Origin of the sequence: Glaciecola nitratireducens FR1064 (assembly GCF_000226565.1) — a bacterium.
Taxonomy (GTDB): Bacteria; Pseudomonadota; Gammaproteobacteria; order Enterobacterales; family Alteromonadaceae; genus Glaciecola; species Glaciecola nitratireducens.
Genome location: NC_016041.1, coordinates 516,823 through 533,388 on the forward strand (window position 1 = coordinate 516,823; position 16,566 = coordinate 533,388).

The window sequence follows — 16,566 nt, forward strand, 5'->3', positions numbered from 1 at the left end:
GCTTATTTAAGCATTCACAAGTCTGTCTTTTGTGATGTTTGCTTGTATATTTCCATTGAATAGACCGTATATTAGGATTCTTTGCAGAATACGGCAACTAGCTCTTTGACCGGCTTGCGCGTATTAGCGTTTTGACTGATGAATCTTCTTGCAGAAAAGCTTTTAAATTTTGCGCCTTGGTACAATTTACGGGAAAGTGGTGTATCGTGATTACTGATTACGATGGTAATTGGGCGATTGCGCACAGTTTCTTTTGCGGTTTCTGCCAGCTTTGCTTGTGCTTCTAAGTTGAAGCCATTACTTGCATATTGAGTAAACGATGCCGTTTTACTAATTGGGATATACGGAGGGTCGCAATAAATCACGCTGTTGTCAGGTGCTTGTTGAATCACATCGACATAGTCTAAGTTGGTAAACTCCGCTTTCGCAAAACGCTCTGCAAAATGACGAATTTCAGACGATGGCATCTTGGGCTTCACGTAGCGGCCGAAGGGGACGTTGAAACCGCCTTTGCTATTGTAGCGACAAAGACCATTGTAACCGTGACGGTTGAGATAAACGAATAATAGCGCTCTACGAAATCCATCCTCAGTAGCGTTAAATTCTTCTCTGCGCTGGTAGTAAAATACTGATTCGTTAGATTCTGGCGTAAATAATCCGGCTAAGTCAGTGATGAATTGCTCCGAAGAATGTTGCACTAACTTATACAAATTAACTAAATCAGCATTAATGTCATTTAGTTGATAGCTGTCATAATCTGCGTTTAATGATACAGAGCCTGCACCGAAAAAAGGTTCGATCAATTTTGGCGATGATGGTAAGTGAGGGAGAATATGCTCTAACAGAGAGTATTTGCCGCCGGCCCATTTTAAAAAGGCTCTATTCTTGTTATTTTTATGCACGACTGTGATTTTAACTGCGAAGTGTTTTCAAACGTGGCGCTACAGTACCATAAAATTTAGCGATTTCGTATTTCTAGCTTTATTTGTGTCAGGTCTTTTGCAAACGGCTCAGTTAAGCGCACTGATTCCGGTAATAGTTCAGTCGCTTGTCGAGCTGCATTAAGCGAATCAAAACGCTGTTTGAATAAAACAACATGCCACGCACCACCGTATCTTGTCGTTTGATAAACCCAAACAATATCTTGTAATTGATTGTCAGCTATAAATTCATTGAGTACAGATCTATTTTGAATACCCGACAGTTGCAGCAGCATCGCGGGCTCTGATAATGCTAATAAGGCCGCTTCATCAAATTCATAAAGAGGGTCAATTGACTGCTCGGGAGCAATTTCATCCTCAAATTCATCGTCTTGTGATGTTGATAATAATTGATTGCCTAATGTTGCGTCTAATTGCTCAACGCTAAGAATGTCTGGAACAGCGAAGTCACCTTCAGCATCTTCTATCGCTAGATTTGAATTTGACGTTTCACTGCTTAGCAATGGTTCGTCGAGTTTTGCTGTTGCCAGCGCATCCTGCTCTTGCGCCTCTTTTTTTTCATCAATGCTTAGCTTGAGAGCGTCAATTTTAGTCTCGCTAGTTTGCTTAGCCTCATCCCACGAGCTGACTAATTCAAGATTGTCTGGAATTGTTTCTGTGGCGGCGGTTTCATCAGCGATGTCTTCTTTTCGGTCAATTTCTAGCTGTTCGTTTCGTACCGCTAACTGGTCGGCGTTAATATCTACTTCTGGTGGCAGCGAACCTGTCTGCAGTAGGGACTTCACATGATCGGGATATTGCCAACTCATCAGCCCTATAAAAACCGATAAAAGCAGCACCATTACGCTAACGATAAACCACTTTTGCGTCACAATTGGGGAAGAAAATTCGTCTCTGCGAAACATATCGAGAGAAAAGACGACTCTTTCTTCTGCCATCAAGTTTTCTAATGCATTAACGTCAAATTTTGTTGAATCAACAGATTGAGTGGACAACAGAACAGGACGACTGCTGTTTCGTTTTGGAAGCCATTTTTTAGCCTTTTCAGCCCATTCGGTTTCGCCAAAAAGTATCACGTTAACGTGATGATTCGGGGAGAGTTTTTTACTCTCTGTTACCCAATCCCAAAGCTCTTGTAAAAACGGATTTGGAAGTGTTTGAGCCTGTTTAATACATAATAAAAATGGACCTGGCTGCTCGTGCAAATCTTTAAGAAGCTCTTTTAAAGGACGCACAAAACTACCGACTTTCTGACCTAAAAGTTGACGGCAAATAATGCGCCGAAAATCAGGAGATTCCATTGTTAGTTCAGATGTGAAGTAGGATATCTCGGTGTTTTCTTTTTGCACCGAAAGGAATTCTTCGAGAGCTCGTTGCTGTTGAGCAATACTATCCCCGCTCACGAATATCAACTGAGATGAATAATTAACTAAGTGTTCCAGTCGTTCTTGCAATTCTGACAAACAGTCATGTCCTTTTAAATTTGCTTCTACGAATTTTTGCTTCAGTTTTAGTTAGTTTAATATTGCGCTTAGTTCGTCATTTGTAACATCATCTATTACCTTAGCTTCCCCGATAGTTGTGGGAACGATAAAGCGCATTTTACCCGATAAAACTTTCTTATCATGTTGCATATGCTGAATATAGTGCTCTGTAGACATATCTAAAGGGCCCGCAACAGGTAGATTAAAGACCTCAAGTAAGCTTTCTATGCGCCTAAATTCTGACGTTGTTATCCAATTTCTTAGCATTGCTAATCTAGCTGCAAGCACCATGCCAGCCGCAACCGCTTCGCCGTGCAACCAAACACCGTAGCCTTTTTCTGCCTCTATTGCATGACCAAAGGTGTGACCAAGGTTCAATAGCGCTCTTATGCCATGTTCTTTCTCATCCAAATTGACGACTGCTGCTTTTATTGCGCAACATGTTGCAATGACGTAGCGAAGTGCGTCGGCATCGCGGTTTTTGATGCTCGTACGTTGGTTTTCAATCCACGTAAAGAAGTCACCATCGTACATGATTCCGTATTTGATAACCTCAGCCATTCCGGCACAGAACTCTCGTTCAGGTAAGGTTGATAATGAATTCGTATCTATGAAAACAGCTTTTGGTTGATAAAAAGCGCCAATCATATTTTTGCCAAGTGGGTGATTAACCGCAGTTTTTCCGCCAACGGATGAATCGACTTGCGATAGCAGTGTAGTAGGTACCTGAATAAATGGAATACCACGTTGATAACACGCTGCGGCAAATCCGCCCATGTCACCAATAACACCACCACCTAATGCAATTAGAGTCGTGTCTCTCGCTGCTCTGTTTTCGAGCAGTTGTGTTAGCACAACATTAAAGTATTCGATTGTTTTGTATTGTTCACCGTCGGGCAGGATGATATCGAAAGTGCTAATGCCAGCCTCGCTTAGAGGCTTTTTGATGCTATTAAGAAACAGCGGAGCGACAGTCTCATTGGTGACAATGGCGCATTGCTTTCCTTGAATCGCAGAAAGCAAAAAACCGGCTTGACTAAACAAACCGGTTTCAATGTAAATAGGGTAGCTACGCTCTCCCAAATCAACGTTTAATGTGGGCATTGCGTGTTATCCTTTCTAAAAAATCCTAAAAATTACGCCACTACAAACCGATTTTGCCGATAATTTGGTTTGCTACAGCGCGTGCGCTTTGGTCGTCCGTTTCAACTACGTAATCCGCTACTTCTGCGTATAAAGGATTGCGTTCGTCAGCTAAATCTCTCAATACCTGCTCTGGATCATCGTTTTGCAGCAGAGGGCGGCGCTTGTCGCGTTGTGTTCTTGCAACTTGCTTATCGATGGTGGTTTGTAAATAAACTACGATCCCACGTGCCGAAAGTCTATTTCGCACATTTTTCGATACAATAGAACCACCGCCGGTTGCTAGTACGATACCTTGTTTATCGGTAAGATCGTTGATGATGTCTTCTTCACGTTTGCGGAATCCGTCCTCACCTTCAAGATCAAAAATCCAAGCAATATCAGCACCTGTGCGCTTCTCTATTTCTTGATCAGAATCGTAAAAATCGAGGTGGAGTTCGTCTGCAAGATGCCTACCGATAGTGCTCTTTCCTGCTCCCATTGGGCCAACAAGAAATATATTACGTTTTTCAGCCATGTCTGATTAATTCACATTCTTTATATATGATTGAAGTCGGCTTGGTGTGTTCTTATCAACCAACTTTGACTACCACATTAACGCGTTTTTAAATTTTTTAACGTCGATGCGAGCGAATAATTTCCTCATTGGAAAATCTATGCTTGGATTATCTCAATTAACTAGCCTGATATGCAAGCATTCTTATTCAAGCAAAATGTAAAATTCTGTGCTTTAGAACTGCAAAAGAGCGAAGGCTATGCCTTCACTCTTTTAAAGGGGTGATGATATTAGTGCAATTACACTAATAAATCAGCAATTAAAAGCCTTCTTCAATAATTTTTGGCGTTACAAATATCAGCAACTCACGTTTTTGTTCAATTGTTGAGGTTGTTTTGAACAAATTACCGAAGTAAGGAATATCACCTAAGAGTGGTACTTTAGTCACATCATTCGTACTCACTTGTTGGAATATTCCGCCAAGGACAATTGTTTCGCCATTTTCAACCAATACTTGAGTGCTAATTTCTTGAGTATCAATCGCTACTGCTGGACCTGTTGATGTCGAAACTGTATCACCACGTGTATCTTGAGTAACCACCAAGTTCAATATAATTCTATTGTCAGGTGTAATGTGCGGCGTTACTTTTAAGCTCAATACTGCCTTTTTAAACTCTACTGACGTTGCGCCGCTGGATGTTGCTTGTACGAACGGAATTTCCGTACCTTGTTCAATGTATGCTTCTTGTTGGTTGGCCACAGTAATACGTGGGCTAGCAATAATTTCACCTTTATTCTCTGCTTCTAGTGCACTTAACTCAAGGTCAAGGATATTACCATCTAATAAATTTGCTATCTGAAAGCCAATGCTGCCGGCTGCGCTTGATACTGGTAAGTTAACGTTAAGTCTGTCGCCAATATCAGGAACCACGCCTTGGCCAGCAGTATCGGCACCAATAATTGAACCTGAAACAGAGTTGTTGTCACCAGCACCGGTAAAGCCCCAGCGTACACCTAGTTGCTCATCCACATTATCACGAACGGTGACCATGCGAGACTCTATAAGTACTTGCTTTACAGGAATGTCTAGGGCATTGATTACGCGTCTTGCTTCATCAATACTTTCTTGAGTATCTCGGATTAATATAGTGTTTGTACGAGTATCAACCGTCACATTACCGCGAGTAGAAAGTATACCGCCATCACTTGTTTTAAGGATAACCGCAATTTCGTCTGCTTTCGCGTAGTTAATTTCAATATTCGCTGATTTCAATTCTGCAAGATTCTGCACTTGTTGCTTTGATTGAAGCTGCTGTGTTTCACGGGCAGTTAATTCTTCAGTTGGTGCGATAAGCAGGATATTGCCTTCCAAACGCTTGTCTAAGCCTCGAATTTTTAAAATCATATCGAGCGCCTGGTCCCAAGGAACACCGGATAAACTGATAGTGACATTACCGTTCACCGTGTCAGTAGTTACCAAGTTAAAACCATTGACCTGTGCAATAATTTGCAACACTTGACGCACTGGCACGTCTTGGAAGTCGAGAGAAATAGGCTTTCCTTCATAAGTCGTATTTTTAGACTGCTGAACTTCTTCTTTGCTTAGCGGTGTTACTGCAATAGTAACAATGCCGTCAACTTCCATTTTTTGAATCTTTACTAAGCCAGTATAACGAACTTCGACTTTAGCTTCGTTGTCGTCTTGAAAAGTTTCTATGCTTTGCACTGCTGTACCAAATTGACTCACGTCAACTTCAACATACTGGTCCTCGGCTAGCATGGTTTCTTTCATCGTTAACGTCACAAAGCCTTTTGCCTCTACGATCGTAACGGAAGGAACATTGCCTTCAAAACCAATAAGCACATTGCCGGTTTTTGCAGAGCGATTAAAATCGATGCTGTTCAATGTGCTTGAACTTCCTAGGCTTGCTTCGCCTTGTGGGTCAACTAAATCGATCAAGTTTCCAGGTTCTTGCGCAACAGCGCCTAAGCTGACAATGGCTAGCACGAACGCAATTATTAAGGCCCAGTGAGGTCTATTGCTGTTTAAGCGTTTGTTAAAAATATATTTATTAGACATTATCATTTTCCCCAGCTACTGATGACATGGTTAATGTGGCGGTTTTAGTTTTCCAACAACCAGCTCCGTCAGGTAACATTTCTTCAATAACCACTTCTTTATCCGTTATGTTAATAATTTTGCCGAAAAATAGACCGATGTATTGGCCTCGTTTCGCCTTGTGTAAAGTGCCATCATTGGCTTTTATAAGAACCCACTTTTGACCGCCAGTGTCAAAGACACCTGCCATCTGCAGTGCATCAATACCGTAAGATTCTAATTTTTGTTTCGCTCGTTGACGGTTTGGCTGACTGCAGTTAGCTGTCTGCACCGTCACGCTTGTTGCTGCTTCATTTCTTTGCTGCAGCCTTTGAAAAGGACTGCGCATATTGCTGGCTGTGTAGTTAACAGGCTGCAACTGCTTAAATTCAGGGTATTCATCTATGTTGATGCTGGTGTTTGCCTTAACGCTGTCGGTGTATGCAATTAAATCATCAATTTGCGCATTGCAAGCTGACAAACCAACACAAGTAGCAAGGATAAGATACTTATTCGACGCATTTATCATTATTTTTGCTCCTCAATTGCTATATCGGCCTGAGTAATCGCAGCACGATAAGTTTTTGCCTGCATCTTTAAATTAAGTACCCCTTTGTTACTTGTAATATCAAAGTCATGTAGCGTCACAATCCTTGGGAGATTGGCGATGTTAGACGTAAATGAGCCGAATTCGTGATAAGTTCCGGAAACTTCGAGTTGTATAGGCAACTCAGTATAAAATTCTTTCGGATTTTCTTGCTGCCAATTAAGTAACTTGAATGACAAACCCGCATCAGTGCCGACATACGTAATATCGTCCAACAGTCCTGGTGTTTCATTGCTAGTTGGCAAAGTCTTCAACATTGATGAGAAATCACTCTTCATTCTCACAAGCTGCTTTTCGTATGCGTCCAAATTAACTGCAATCCGATACTTCGATTCAAAGGTTGTTCTAAGCTCACTTTCTTTGCTTTTAGATGCGTCCAGCTGCGGTAATTTGCCGCTAATGATGGCGTAATAACAAATAGCACCGACGACGACGACGCAAAATATAGCAACCACGGTTTTGATTTCTTTCGGCCAAATGGCAACTTGTTCAAAATCAAGATCGTTTATTTCTTTTAATTTAGAAAAATCAAAGGCCATTATCGATTCCCCTCTTCATCCGTTTCTGCATTTTGAACCGGAGCAACTTTCGGCGTAATAGAGAATGTTAATTTAAAGTCACTCACTGCATTCGAAGTGCTCACGTCTGCAGTAATTGAGGACAATATGCCGCTAGTAAATACATCCGACTGCTCAAGATTTCGCATGAATGAGGACAGGCGATTATTTGATTCGCTAATACCAACAATTTCGATTAAGTTGCCGCTACGAGACAATTTCTCAAATGAAACACCTGCAGGTACAATTCGTGCTAATTCATCAAACACGATTGGCGATACGTTCTTGCTTACTTGCAGCTGCTCAATAAGCGCCATGCGTTGAGCGATCTCAGCTTTTGAACTACGAATATCTTTAATACGCTCAATTTGTGTATCTAACACGCCGATCTGTTGTTCAAGGTAGTTGTTTCTTGAGTTCTGATTACGAATTTGCTGTTCAATAACTTCGCCGAGTATCCAAAACACAGCCAGCACAAGAATCGAAATAACTACCAATGAACCAATATACTGTTTCTTATGGCGCTGACGTTGGGCTTCACGCCATGGAAGTAAGTTTACATGTGCCATTGCGAATAACTCCTACTTGCTAAGCCCATCGCAATCGCCAGTTGTGCAGCAAACTTTTTCAGTCTATCAGCGTCAACGTTTTCAGCGATGGTCAAATTTAAGAACGGATTAAACGCTTCAACTTCAATCCCGAGGTCTTTTGCTAATTCCTCAACCACCATTGGCAGTGAACCAGCGCCGCCTGATATTAAGATCTTGTCAGGCTGCTGCTTATGAGTCGTTGACGCATACATTTGTAATGCGCGTTGAATTTGCTGTTGCAGAGCGGATAAAAACATAGGCAACGTATCTTTAAACCAAGATTCTGGTGCTGAACCATCAGCAATTTGGTTCTCAACTTCTTGAATGTCTAGCGAATGAATAACCGCTAAATCTTGTACGAATTTATTCATACCGAAGTTGTGTTCTTTGCTGTAAATAACTTCACCGTCTTCAACGAAGCATACTTGAAGTAAGCTTGCCCCGACGTTAATGCAGCAAGTTGGCTTGTCTTTTTTGTGAGTTGCAAAGTGAATCAGTGCGTTACCCAGTGCGTATCCTTCGATATCCATAACGACTGGTTCGAAAGGCGCTTCTCTCACTACCGTGATACGACTATCAATCATGTCTTTATGAGCGGCGCTAAGTAACACTTCAACTTTTCCGCCATGAGTTTTGCTTTCACCCAATTCTTCAAAGTCTAAGTACACTTCTTCTAAAGGATAAGGAATTAAGCTATCTGCTTCGATTTCAATTTGACTTTCCAATTCAAAATCAGTTTGATTCGGCTCCATGAAAACCACTTTACTTAAGACGGATGCGCCGGCAACGGCTATCGCGACATTTTTGTTTTTGGCCTTCAAATTATGCTTGACCTTAGCTAATGCTTTGCTCACAGCGTCAAAATCTTTAATTTCACGCTCATTAAATGCGGCACCAATAATAGGTTCGCAAGCGAAAGCATTTACTTTGGCGACAGAACCGCTAACATCTAGGCATACAGCCTTGACGTATTTAGTTCCGATGTCTAGCCCGATAATACTTTGGGCTTTTTTCTTAAAAAGCGGTTTCATTCAATAGTAGCTCTGTCATAGTTCTAGTATCATAGGTTCAAATAATACTGATTTTTTTAAACTGTATGGATCTGTTAACGACACCTAAGTATAAAAATTGAGTATTTAAGCCCAACAATTAAAAGTGAAAACAGTTCAGTGAAGTTAATAAAGAAGCTTATATTACTGACCACCCTAGGTTTTTTTCTAGGGGTCATTAGCATCATAGGTATGTATTTTTATCTCAAACCAGAGCTTCCTAGTGTGGAAGTGCTGCGAGAAGTAAAATTACAAACACCCATGCGTATATTTACCCAAGACGGTAAATTAATATCTCAATATGGGGTGAAAAGAAGGATACCGGTTTCTCTAGAGGAAGTCCCCGAGGCCTTGGTACAGGCTTTGATCGCAACCGAAGATAGCCGTTTCTACGACCATATTGGCGTCGATCCAATCGGCGTAGCGCGCGCCTTCTTAAATTTAGTCACTACGGGCGAACGAGGGCAGGGAGCAAGTACTTTAACGATGCAAATGGCGCGTGGTTTCTTCTTAACCAGGGAAAAGAAATTTAGCCGTAAAATTAGGGAGCTGTTCATTGCACTGCATATGGAGCAAGAATTAAGCAAAGATGAAATTCTTGAATTATATCTCAATAAAGTTGAATTAGGACACCGCGCCTTCGGTTTTGGCGCTGCCGCTCAAGTTTATTATGGGAAAAACTTAAATCAGTTAGATTTAGCCCAGATAGCAACGTTAGCAGGGCTACCGCAAGCACCATCGACACTAAATCCAATTAGTCGTCCCGAGCGCTCAAAAGAGCGTCGGCGCATCGTCTTGCTGCGTATGTTGGATGAGGGTTACATCAACAGGCAGCAATTTGATGAGGCTGCACAAGCACCCGTGACGGCGAAGAAGCACGGTGCCGAATTGGCGCTTGATGCTCCTTATTTGGCTGACCTTATCTATAACGAGATGGTAGAGATATACGGCAAAGAAATAGCAGAGACTAGCGGTTTCAATGTGTATGCAACGGCGAGTTATGACATGCAGAAAGCGGCGCAAGAAGCGGTTATCCAAAACCTACATGATTATGACGAAAGGCACGGATTTAGAGGCCCTCTTGCGCAGCTGTGGGAGCCACTCAAACGCCAGGCAGTAACACCGAGTGCTGCATCTGATAGTTCAGAACAATCTAATGTTGAACCCGAAGAAACGCCGGCTCCCTTCAATGAAAACGCCTGGTCAGTTGAAAAAGTGACAGCCTACCTCGACAGCGTCGATGAAATAAAACCATTGTTGCCAGCAGTGGTAATGGCAGTTCAACAAAAAACTGCAGACGTGATTATCGCAGACGGGCGAATGATTAGACTAACTTGGGACGGATTAGATTGGGCGAGGCCTTATATTAGCGATCAGTCGCAAGGTGATGACCCAGAATACGCTGCAGACATTCTTGCTGAAGGTATGCTGGTATATATCCGAAAGCGTCCTCAAGATGACGTTTGGCAATTAGGACAATTTCCCGATGCAACAGGAGCTTTGGTTGCACTTGATCCAAACGATGGCGCTGTAAAGGCTGTTGTAGGCGGGTACAGCTTTTACCAAAGTCAATTTAACCGAGCCACGCAGGCGAAACGTCAAGTGGGTTCAAACATTAAGCCCTTTGTGTACGCTGGCGCCATTGAAAGTGGCTATAATCTAGCAAGTATTATTAACGATGCTCCTATAAATCAATGGGATAGCTCATCGGGTGTTGCTTGGCGTCCACAAAATTCGCCTGCTGTTTATGAAGGACCAATACGGATGCGCGTCGCGATGGGCATGTCAAAAAACGTTGTGTCGGTTCGTTTGTTACGAGGAGTTGGTTTGGATGAGACGGTAGACTATATTGCCCGTTTTGGATTCGACAAAGACGACATACCAAGAGACGAAACCTTGTCCTTGGGATCAGGGTCGCATACGCCCATTGAAGTTGTTTCTGGGATTGCCGTTTTAGCCAACGGTGGTTTTGCCGTTCGCCCTTATTTTATTGAACGCATTGAGAATGATCTGGGTGAGTTATTGTGGCAGGCAGAGCCTGTTTATGCATGCAACCCATGTGATACTGACACACCTTCTAAACAAGAGTCTGCAGAAGATGAGCGAGACATAGAAGCGATGCTTGCCGCAGAGTTTGGCCGACAAACAACAAATACTGCGGTAAAAGCCAAAGTTAAACAATCTGCAGAACAAGTGATTAGTCCGCAAACTGCTTTCCTAGTTACTGAAATGATGCGCACTGCCGTGAAAGCTAACGGCAGTTGGAACAATAAAACCTACTGGTTGGGCACAGGGTGGCGCGCAAAGAACTTGCTGCAGCGAGACGACATAGGCGGTAAAACAGGAACGACAAACGATTCAAAAGATACTTGGTTTAGTGGCTTTGCTGGTAACTTAGTGGCAACAACATGGGTTGGATTTGATGATGCATCGCGTCAACTTGGTAGAGCGTCGAGAAATCAAAACTTAGTTAACAAAAATCCAGAGAAATTTAATTGGATTGGCAATGCTGTCATTGGTGTTGAAGATGGCGCTAAAGGAGCTCAACCCGCCTGGATCCGGTTTATGCAGGATGTGCTGAAGGATAAGCCTGAAGTGCAAAAGCAAATTCCAGAAGGTATTGTTCGAGTAAGAATTGATATTAAAACAGGTAAGCTAACGAAGCGAACAGACCATACTGCTATGTTTGAATACTTCAAAGTTGGAACTGAACCAACCACTTATGTGACCGATGATGAGTTATCATTGCCGATAGATGAAGAAAATCCGGAACAACCAAAAGATGATGATATCTTTTAAGCATCTTCATTTTTTTGAGTTGTGTAAAGTAAAACTCGATTTTACGATTTTATAAGCGTCTACGGTAGGGTTTGTTGGAAGGTTAGCAAGCCGGAAATGAACATAGTAGTATTAATTATTAACGCACCAGGCAAAAAAAGAGAATTCACGAATGAGCGACAAGAGTCAGCGCAATCACCTATATATTCCCCACTCAGGGCCATCTTTACTTGAAACGCCTTTGCTGAACAAAGGCAGTGCATTCACTGAGAAAGAGCGCAAGAATTTTAATTTACTTGGCTTACTACCTCCACGATACGAAACAATTGAAGAACAAGTCGGCAGAGCCTATAAACAATACAAAGGTTTCGAGGATCCGCTTAATAAGCATATCTATTTACGTGCTATTCAAGATAATAACGAGACCTTGTTCTATCGTCTTCTGCAAGCGCACATTGAAGAAATGATGCCCATCATTTATACGCCTACAGTAGGTGATGCATGTGAGAGTTTCTCTGACATCTATCGCAGCTCTCGTGGGTTATTTATCAGCTACGAAGAACGTCATTTGATGGACGATATTTTACGCAATGCAACCAAACGCAAAGTAAAAGTCATCGTTGTGACGGATGGCGAGCGTATCTTAGGTTTAGGTGACCAAGGTATCGGCGGCATGGGTATCCCTATTGGTAAGCTTTCCTTATACACGGCGTGCGGCGGTATCAGCCCTGCTTACACCTTGCCCGTAATGCTAGATGTTGGGACCAACAATCCGAAATTACTCAATGACCCAATGTACATGGGTGCGCGGCATGAAAGAATAAACCAAGAGCAATACTATGAGTTTGTCGATATGTTTATTTGCGCAGCTCGCAGACGTTGGCCTGAAGTAATGATTCAATTTGAAGATTTTGCACAACCAAATGCGATGCCGTTATTGAAAAAATATCGTGAAGAAGTGTGCTGCTTTAATGATGATATCCAAGGTACTGCAGCGGTCACCTTAGGTACGATTTTAGCGGCCTGCCGTGTGCGTGGTTCTAAATTGTCGGATATGAATATTGTTTTTGTAGGGTCTGGCTCAGCTGGTTGCGGCATTGCTGAAATGCTTGTCCAACAAATGATATTTGAGGGCCTGACTGATGTAGAAGCGCGCAAACATGTATTTATGATTGATCGTTTTGGCCTGTTAACCGAAGGAATGGAAGGCTTACGCGATTTTCAGCGGGCTTTGCAACAGCCTAAAGAAGCGATTGAATCTTGGTCTTACAGCGGCGAATATGCTTCGCTGTTAGACGTTGTTCATTGTGCTAAGCCTGACATATTGATTGGGGTTTCTGGCCAACCGGGTCTATTTAGCGAACAGGTTGTAACCGCAATGGCACAAAATAGTAAGAAGCCTATTATTTTCCCGCTAAGCAACCCATCTCGTCAGGTCGAAGCAAGACCAGAGCAAGTGATTGAGTGGACCGACGGCAACGTTGTGATTGCAACTGGAAGTCCATTTAAACCTGTGGAATATAAAGGTCGTGTATATCCAATAGCACAGTGTAATAACAGCTACATATTCCCAGGTATTGGGCTAGGTGTTATTGCTTCTAAAGCACGTATTATTAGTGATGAAATGTTAATGGCCGCTAGTAACGCGCTCGCTGATGCTTCGCCGATGGTAAATGATCCTAAGGGTGAGTTACTGCCCCCTTTAACCGAAATTGAGAACTTGAGTCGAAAGATTGCATTTGCGGTTGCAAAAGTGGCGATGGAGCAGGGCTTAGCACTCCCTATTCCAGATGAAATGTTAATGCAGCGTATAGAGGGTGATTTCTGGAAGCCTGAGTACCGCCCTTATAAGCGCGTTAGCATCTAATTTATCAGTTCATTAAACACCTGCTTACATCAATTGTAAGCAGGCGTTTTCCAAGTAACTACAATGCGGCAATTAGCCCTTTATCGGAAATATCATTTTTTAGGTTGCTACAAAAAATGAGCTATTAAAAAGTCTATAACCGTAATATATTCATAGGGTTATATTTTCCCATGTATCAAAAAAACTTAGTTCGGCGCTAGTGACAACATAAACACCTTGCTGTTGCGCGTAAAGTTATACATTTCTTTTTTGGCTGAGGGCAATGCGTCCACTGTCGTTTCTGCAAAGCCCTGCTCTAAAAACCAATGTGCCGTGACTGTAGTGAGAACAAATATACGCTCTAGTCCACTTAAAATAGCTTTTTTGCGGATCTCCTCTAGCAATCTCTCGCCTCTGTTTCCGCCTCTATAGTCGTGATGGGTTGCCACGCAGGCTAACTCTCCGCAAGCGTCGCTCTTATACATATACAAAGCGGCGCAGGCGATAATCATTCCATCTCGGACAATCACGGTAAATAAATCAATCTCATTTTCTAAGCGCTCTCGCGAACGCTTCACTAAAGCACCGCTTTCTTCTAAGGGTTTAATTAGCTTTAAAATACCGCCAACGTCGTCTATCGTGGCCGTTCTCAGCTGCTCATAGTGATTCTGTAATACAAGTGAACCGGCACCATCGCGAGTAAATAGTTCTTTCAGCAGCGCACCATCAGTATGATAATTGATGCAGTGCGCGCGGCTTACTCCTGCCTCCACGGACGCAATCATCGCGGTTAAGCATGTAGTTTCTGCATCAATGTTCGCAAGTGCTAACTCTTTCTTTATGAGATTTAACTCAATCGTTCTGAGCAATCTACCATCCTGATTAAAAATGCCATCCCGCTCTGAAAGCGTGATGATTTTGTCCGCTTTCATGGCAATCGCTGCTTGGGTCGCAACGTCTTCATGTGACAAGTTAAAAACTTCGCCAGTGGGTGAGTATCCCATGGGTGATAGCAGCACAATTGAGCCATCGGAAAGATGATCATTAATGCCCTGTACATCGATACGACGAACTAGACCGGTATTTTCAAAGTCGACACCATTTCGCACACCTAATGGACGCGCGACCACTAAATTACCAGAACACACCCTTATTTGTGAACCATGCATTGGCGAATTGGGCAAGCCCATCGTCAGTAAAGCTTCAATTTGGCTGCGCAAAGAGCCCGCAGCGTCTTTAACGCATTCTAAGGTTTCTTTATTTGTAACCCTGATGCCGTCTCTAAACATCGACTCCTTATTACGGAGCTGCAAACGAAGATCAATTTGAGGACGAGCGCCATGCACAATGATAAGTCGGACACCAAGACTATTTAACAAGGCTATATCTTGAATGATCCTAGGAAAATTAGGGTCCTCTATAGCTTCGCCACCGAACATGATCACAAAGGTTTTACCTCGGTGTGCGTTAATGTAAGGAGCAGAGCTCCTAAATAGACGAATACTTTCAGTATCAGACAGTGCCATTCTGGTCTCTCTTTATTACGCTCTTTAAAGATTTCTTCAATGCTTCACGAAATACACTCACCGGCTACCCCGTGAGTTGGTCAAGTTTTTCGAGTTCGACATAGAGTGCTCGAATGACCAACTCCTTATTCGTTCCGCCAAGCACATTACGTTTGTTCAATACTGACTCTAATTCTAGAACTGGGTAGACATCTTCTTCGATCTTGTCGTTAATTGATTGAAACTCGGCAACACTTAAATCTTCTAAGGCTTTGCCTTTTGAAATTGCGAAAACCACGGCCTGCCCAGAAATATCATGTGCAGTTCTAAACGGAATACCTTTCGCTACTAGATAGTCGGCTAATTCTGTTGCGTTTGCATAGCCCTGTTGAGCAGCAGCTCGACACCTTTCTTCATTGAGTGAGAGGGTGTCGAGTACTTCAACCGCAATACATAAACAAATATGCCATTGGTTGACGCTGTCGATTGCTCCCTCTTTATCTTCTTGCATATCTTTGTTGTAAGCTAGCGGTAAGCCTTTCATTGTAACTAACAATGCCTGCAAATTACCGAACACACGACCACATTTTCCGCGCATCAGTTCAAGCGCATCTGGATTCTTTTTTTGTGGCATAAGTGATGAGCCGGACGTAACAGAATCGCCCAGCTGCAGAAAACCAGCTTCGCCGCTATTGTAAAAAATTAAGTCTTCAGCCATGCGCGACAAATGCATCATACTTGTGCTGGCATTAAACAGAAGTTCTAGCACAAAGTCGCGATCGGAAACGGCATCTAAACTGTTTAAACAGGGTGAATCAAAGCCCAATTCTGCTGCGATTTTGTCGCGATCAACTGGAAACGTGGTTCCTGCTAGCGCGCCGGAGCCCAATGGACATTGATTCAGACGCTTTTGTAAGTCTTCAATGCGACTTACGTCACGTTTCAACATTTCGACGTAAGCAAGACACCAATGAGCGAAATAAACTGGCTGGGCGCGTTGTAAATGAGTGTAGCCAGGAATAATTGCATTTTCGTGACGAGTCGCGACTTTTAGCAGCGCACTAATGACATTTAGGCAATCTTCTCTCAGCGATGCCAGATGCGAACGACACCACAAACGAAAGTCAGTAGCGACTTGGTCGTTTCTGCTGCGGCCAGTGTGAAGCTTTCTAGCTATATCACCTAGTTCAGCTGTTAATGTTGCTTCAACAAAGCTGTGAATATCTTCTTCAGGAGAGTTTGCGAAATCTAAGGTTCCTGCTTCAGCTTGCTTTTTTAGCGCAATTAGCGAGCTTTCTAGTTGAAACTGTTCATTTTCGTTTAATACTCCGGCTTCCTTCAAAGCTCGTGACCAAACGATAGAGCCCCAAATATCTTCAGATGCCATTACATAATCGAAAGGCAGTGAATCATTAACCTGCTTAAACATGTCGCTGCTACCGGACTGAAAGCGCCCACCCCATAATGCCATG

13 protein-coding genes are annotated in these 16,566 nt (G+C 42.7%); 2 read left to right on the forward strand and 11 right to left on the reverse strand.

The window, feature by feature from the left end:
- Nucleotides 1–71: 71 nt before the first annotated feature.
- The 9 genes from GNIT_RS02200 to pilM form a co-directional block, all read right to left on the reverse strand.
- Nucleotides 72–902 (reverse strand): Dam family site-specific DNA-(adenine-N6)-methyltransferase, encoded by an 831-nt coding sequence (locus GNIT_RS02200; RefSeq protein WP_014107498.1) that lies wholly within the window; start codon nt 900–902, stop codon nt 72–74.
- Nucleotides 903–958: 56 nt separating this feature from the next.
- Nucleotides 959–2,404: a cell division protein DamX gene (locus tag GNIT_RS02205; RefSeq protein ID WP_014107499.1), complete on the reverse strand. Its 1,446-nt coding sequence runs from the start codon at nt 2,402–2,404 to the stop codon at nt 959–961.
- 51 nt (nt 2,405–2,455) lie between these two features.
- Complete coding sequence (gene aroB / locus GNIT_RS02210; protein WP_014107500.1) at nt 2,456–3,529, reverse strand: 3-dehydroquinate synthase; 1,074 nt, start codon at nt 3,527–3,529, stop codon at nt 2,456–2,458.
- Between the two features lie 40 nt (nt 3,530–3,569).
- Nucleotides 3,570–4,085 carry a shikimate kinase AroK gene (gene aroK / locus GNIT_RS02215; RefSeq protein WP_014107501.1) on the reverse strand — a complete coding sequence of 172 codons (516 nt, stop codon included), beginning with the start codon at nt 4,083–4,085 and terminating at the stop codon, nt 3,570–3,572.
- A gap of 298 nt (nt 4,086–4,383) precedes the next feature.
- Complete coding sequence (locus tag GNIT_RS02220) at nt 4,384–6,144, reverse strand: type IV pilus secretin PilQ (protein ID WP_014107502.1); 1,761 nt, start codon at nt 6,142–6,144, stop codon at nt 4,384–4,386.
- Complete coding sequence (locus tag GNIT_RS02225) at nt 6,137–6,691, reverse strand: pilus assembly protein PilP (protein WP_014107503.1); 555 nt, start codon at nt 6,689–6,691, stop codon at nt 6,137–6,139. The genes GNIT_RS02220 and GNIT_RS02225 overlap by 8 nt, the downstream gene beginning before the upstream one ends.
- Complete coding sequence (locus tag GNIT_RS02230; RefSeq protein WP_014107504.1) at nt 6,691–7,308, reverse strand: type IV pilus inner membrane component PilO; 618 nt, start codon at nt 7,306–7,308, stop codon at nt 6,691–6,693. The genes GNIT_RS02225 and GNIT_RS02230 overlap by 1 nt, the downstream gene beginning before the upstream one ends.
- Entirely contained in the window at nt 7,308–7,895 is a 588-nt protein-coding gene (locus tag GNIT_RS02235; RefSeq protein ID WP_014107505.1) for a PilN domain-containing protein, read from the reverse strand. The genes GNIT_RS02230 and GNIT_RS02235 overlap by 1 nt, the downstream gene beginning before the upstream one ends.
- A complete protein-coding gene (pilM, locus tag GNIT_RS02240) occupies nt 7,883–8,947 on the reverse strand; it encodes a type IV pilus biogenesis protein PilM (protein WP_014107506.1) in 1,065 nt (354 codons plus the stop codon). The genes GNIT_RS02235 and pilM overlap by 13 nt, the downstream gene beginning before the upstream one ends.
- A gap of 138 nt (nt 8,948–9,085) precedes the next feature.
- Between pilM and GNIT_RS02245 the strand changes: the two genes are divergently transcribed.
- Together GNIT_RS02245 and GNIT_RS02250 are read left to right on the forward strand one after the other, a co-directional pair.
- Complete coding sequence (locus GNIT_RS02245; protein WP_041246268.1) at nt 9,086–11,764, forward strand: penicillin-binding protein 1A; 2,679 nt, start codon at nt 9,086–9,088, stop codon at nt 11,762–11,764.
- 151 nt (nt 11,765–11,915) lie between these two features.
- Nucleotides 11,916–13,610 (forward strand): NAD-dependent malic enzyme, encoded by a 1,695-nt coding sequence (locus GNIT_RS02250; RefSeq protein ID WP_014107508.1) that lies wholly within the window; start codon nt 11,916–11,918, stop codon nt 13,608–13,610.
- A gap of 185 nt (nt 13,611–13,795) precedes the next feature.
- Here GNIT_RS02250 and argA read toward each other — a convergent pair whose 3' ends face one another.
- Nucleotides 13,796–15,115 (reverse strand): amino-acid N-acetyltransferase, encoded by a 1,320-nt coding sequence (gene argA, locus GNIT_RS02255; RefSeq protein ID WP_014107509.1) that lies wholly within the window; start codon nt 15,113–15,115, stop codon nt 13,796–13,798.
- 64 nt (nt 15,116–15,179) lie between these two features.
- Nucleotides 15,180–16,565 (reverse strand): argininosuccinate lyase, encoded by a 1,386-nt coding sequence (gene argH / locus GNIT_RS02260; protein WP_014107510.1) that lies wholly within the window; start codon nt 16,563–16,565, stop codon nt 15,180–15,182.
- Nucleotide 16,566: the final 1 nt, after the last annotated feature.

Excerpts from the sequence above, each read along its gene's own strand:
- GNIT_RS02235 (WP_014107505.1), bottom strand. The coding sequence starts at position 7,895 with ATGGCACATGTAAACTTACTTCCATGGCGTGAAGCCCAACGTCAGCGC.
- argH (WP_014107510.1), bottom strand. The coding sequence starts at position 16,565 with ATGGCATTATGGGGTGGGCGCTTTCAGTCCGGTAGCAGCGACATGTTT.
- GNIT_RS02220 (WP_014107502.1), bottom strand. The coding sequence starts at position 6,144 with ATGTCTAATAAATATATTTTTAACAAACGCTTAAACAGCAATAGACCT.
- pilM (WP_014107506.1), bottom strand. The coding sequence starts at position 8,947 with ATGAAACCGCTTTTTAAGAAAAAAGCCCAAAGTATTATCGGGCTAGAC.
- argA (WP_014107509.1), bottom strand. The coding sequence starts at position 15,115 with ATGGCACTGTCTGATACTGAAAGTATTCGTCTATTTAGGAGCTCTGCT.
- GNIT_RS02225 (WP_014107503.1), bottom strand. The coding sequence starts at position 6,691 with ATGATAAATGCGTCGAATAAGTATCTTATCCTTGCTACTTGTGTTGGT.
- aroK (WP_014107501.1), bottom strand. The coding sequence starts at position 4,085 with ATGGCTGAAAAACGTAATATATTTCTTGTTGGCCCAATGGGAGCAGGA.
- GNIT_RS02230 (WP_014107504.1), bottom strand. The coding sequence starts at position 7,308 with ATGGCCTTTGATTTTTCTAAATTAAAAGAAATAAACGATCTTGATTTT.
- aroB (WP_014107500.1), bottom strand. The coding sequence starts at position 3,529 with ATGCCCACATTAAACGTTGATTTGGGAGAGCGTAGCTACCCTATTTAC.
- GNIT_RS02250 (WP_014107508.1), top strand. The coding sequence starts at position 11,916 with ATGAGCGACAAGAGTCAGCGCAATCACCTATATATTCCCCACTCAGGG.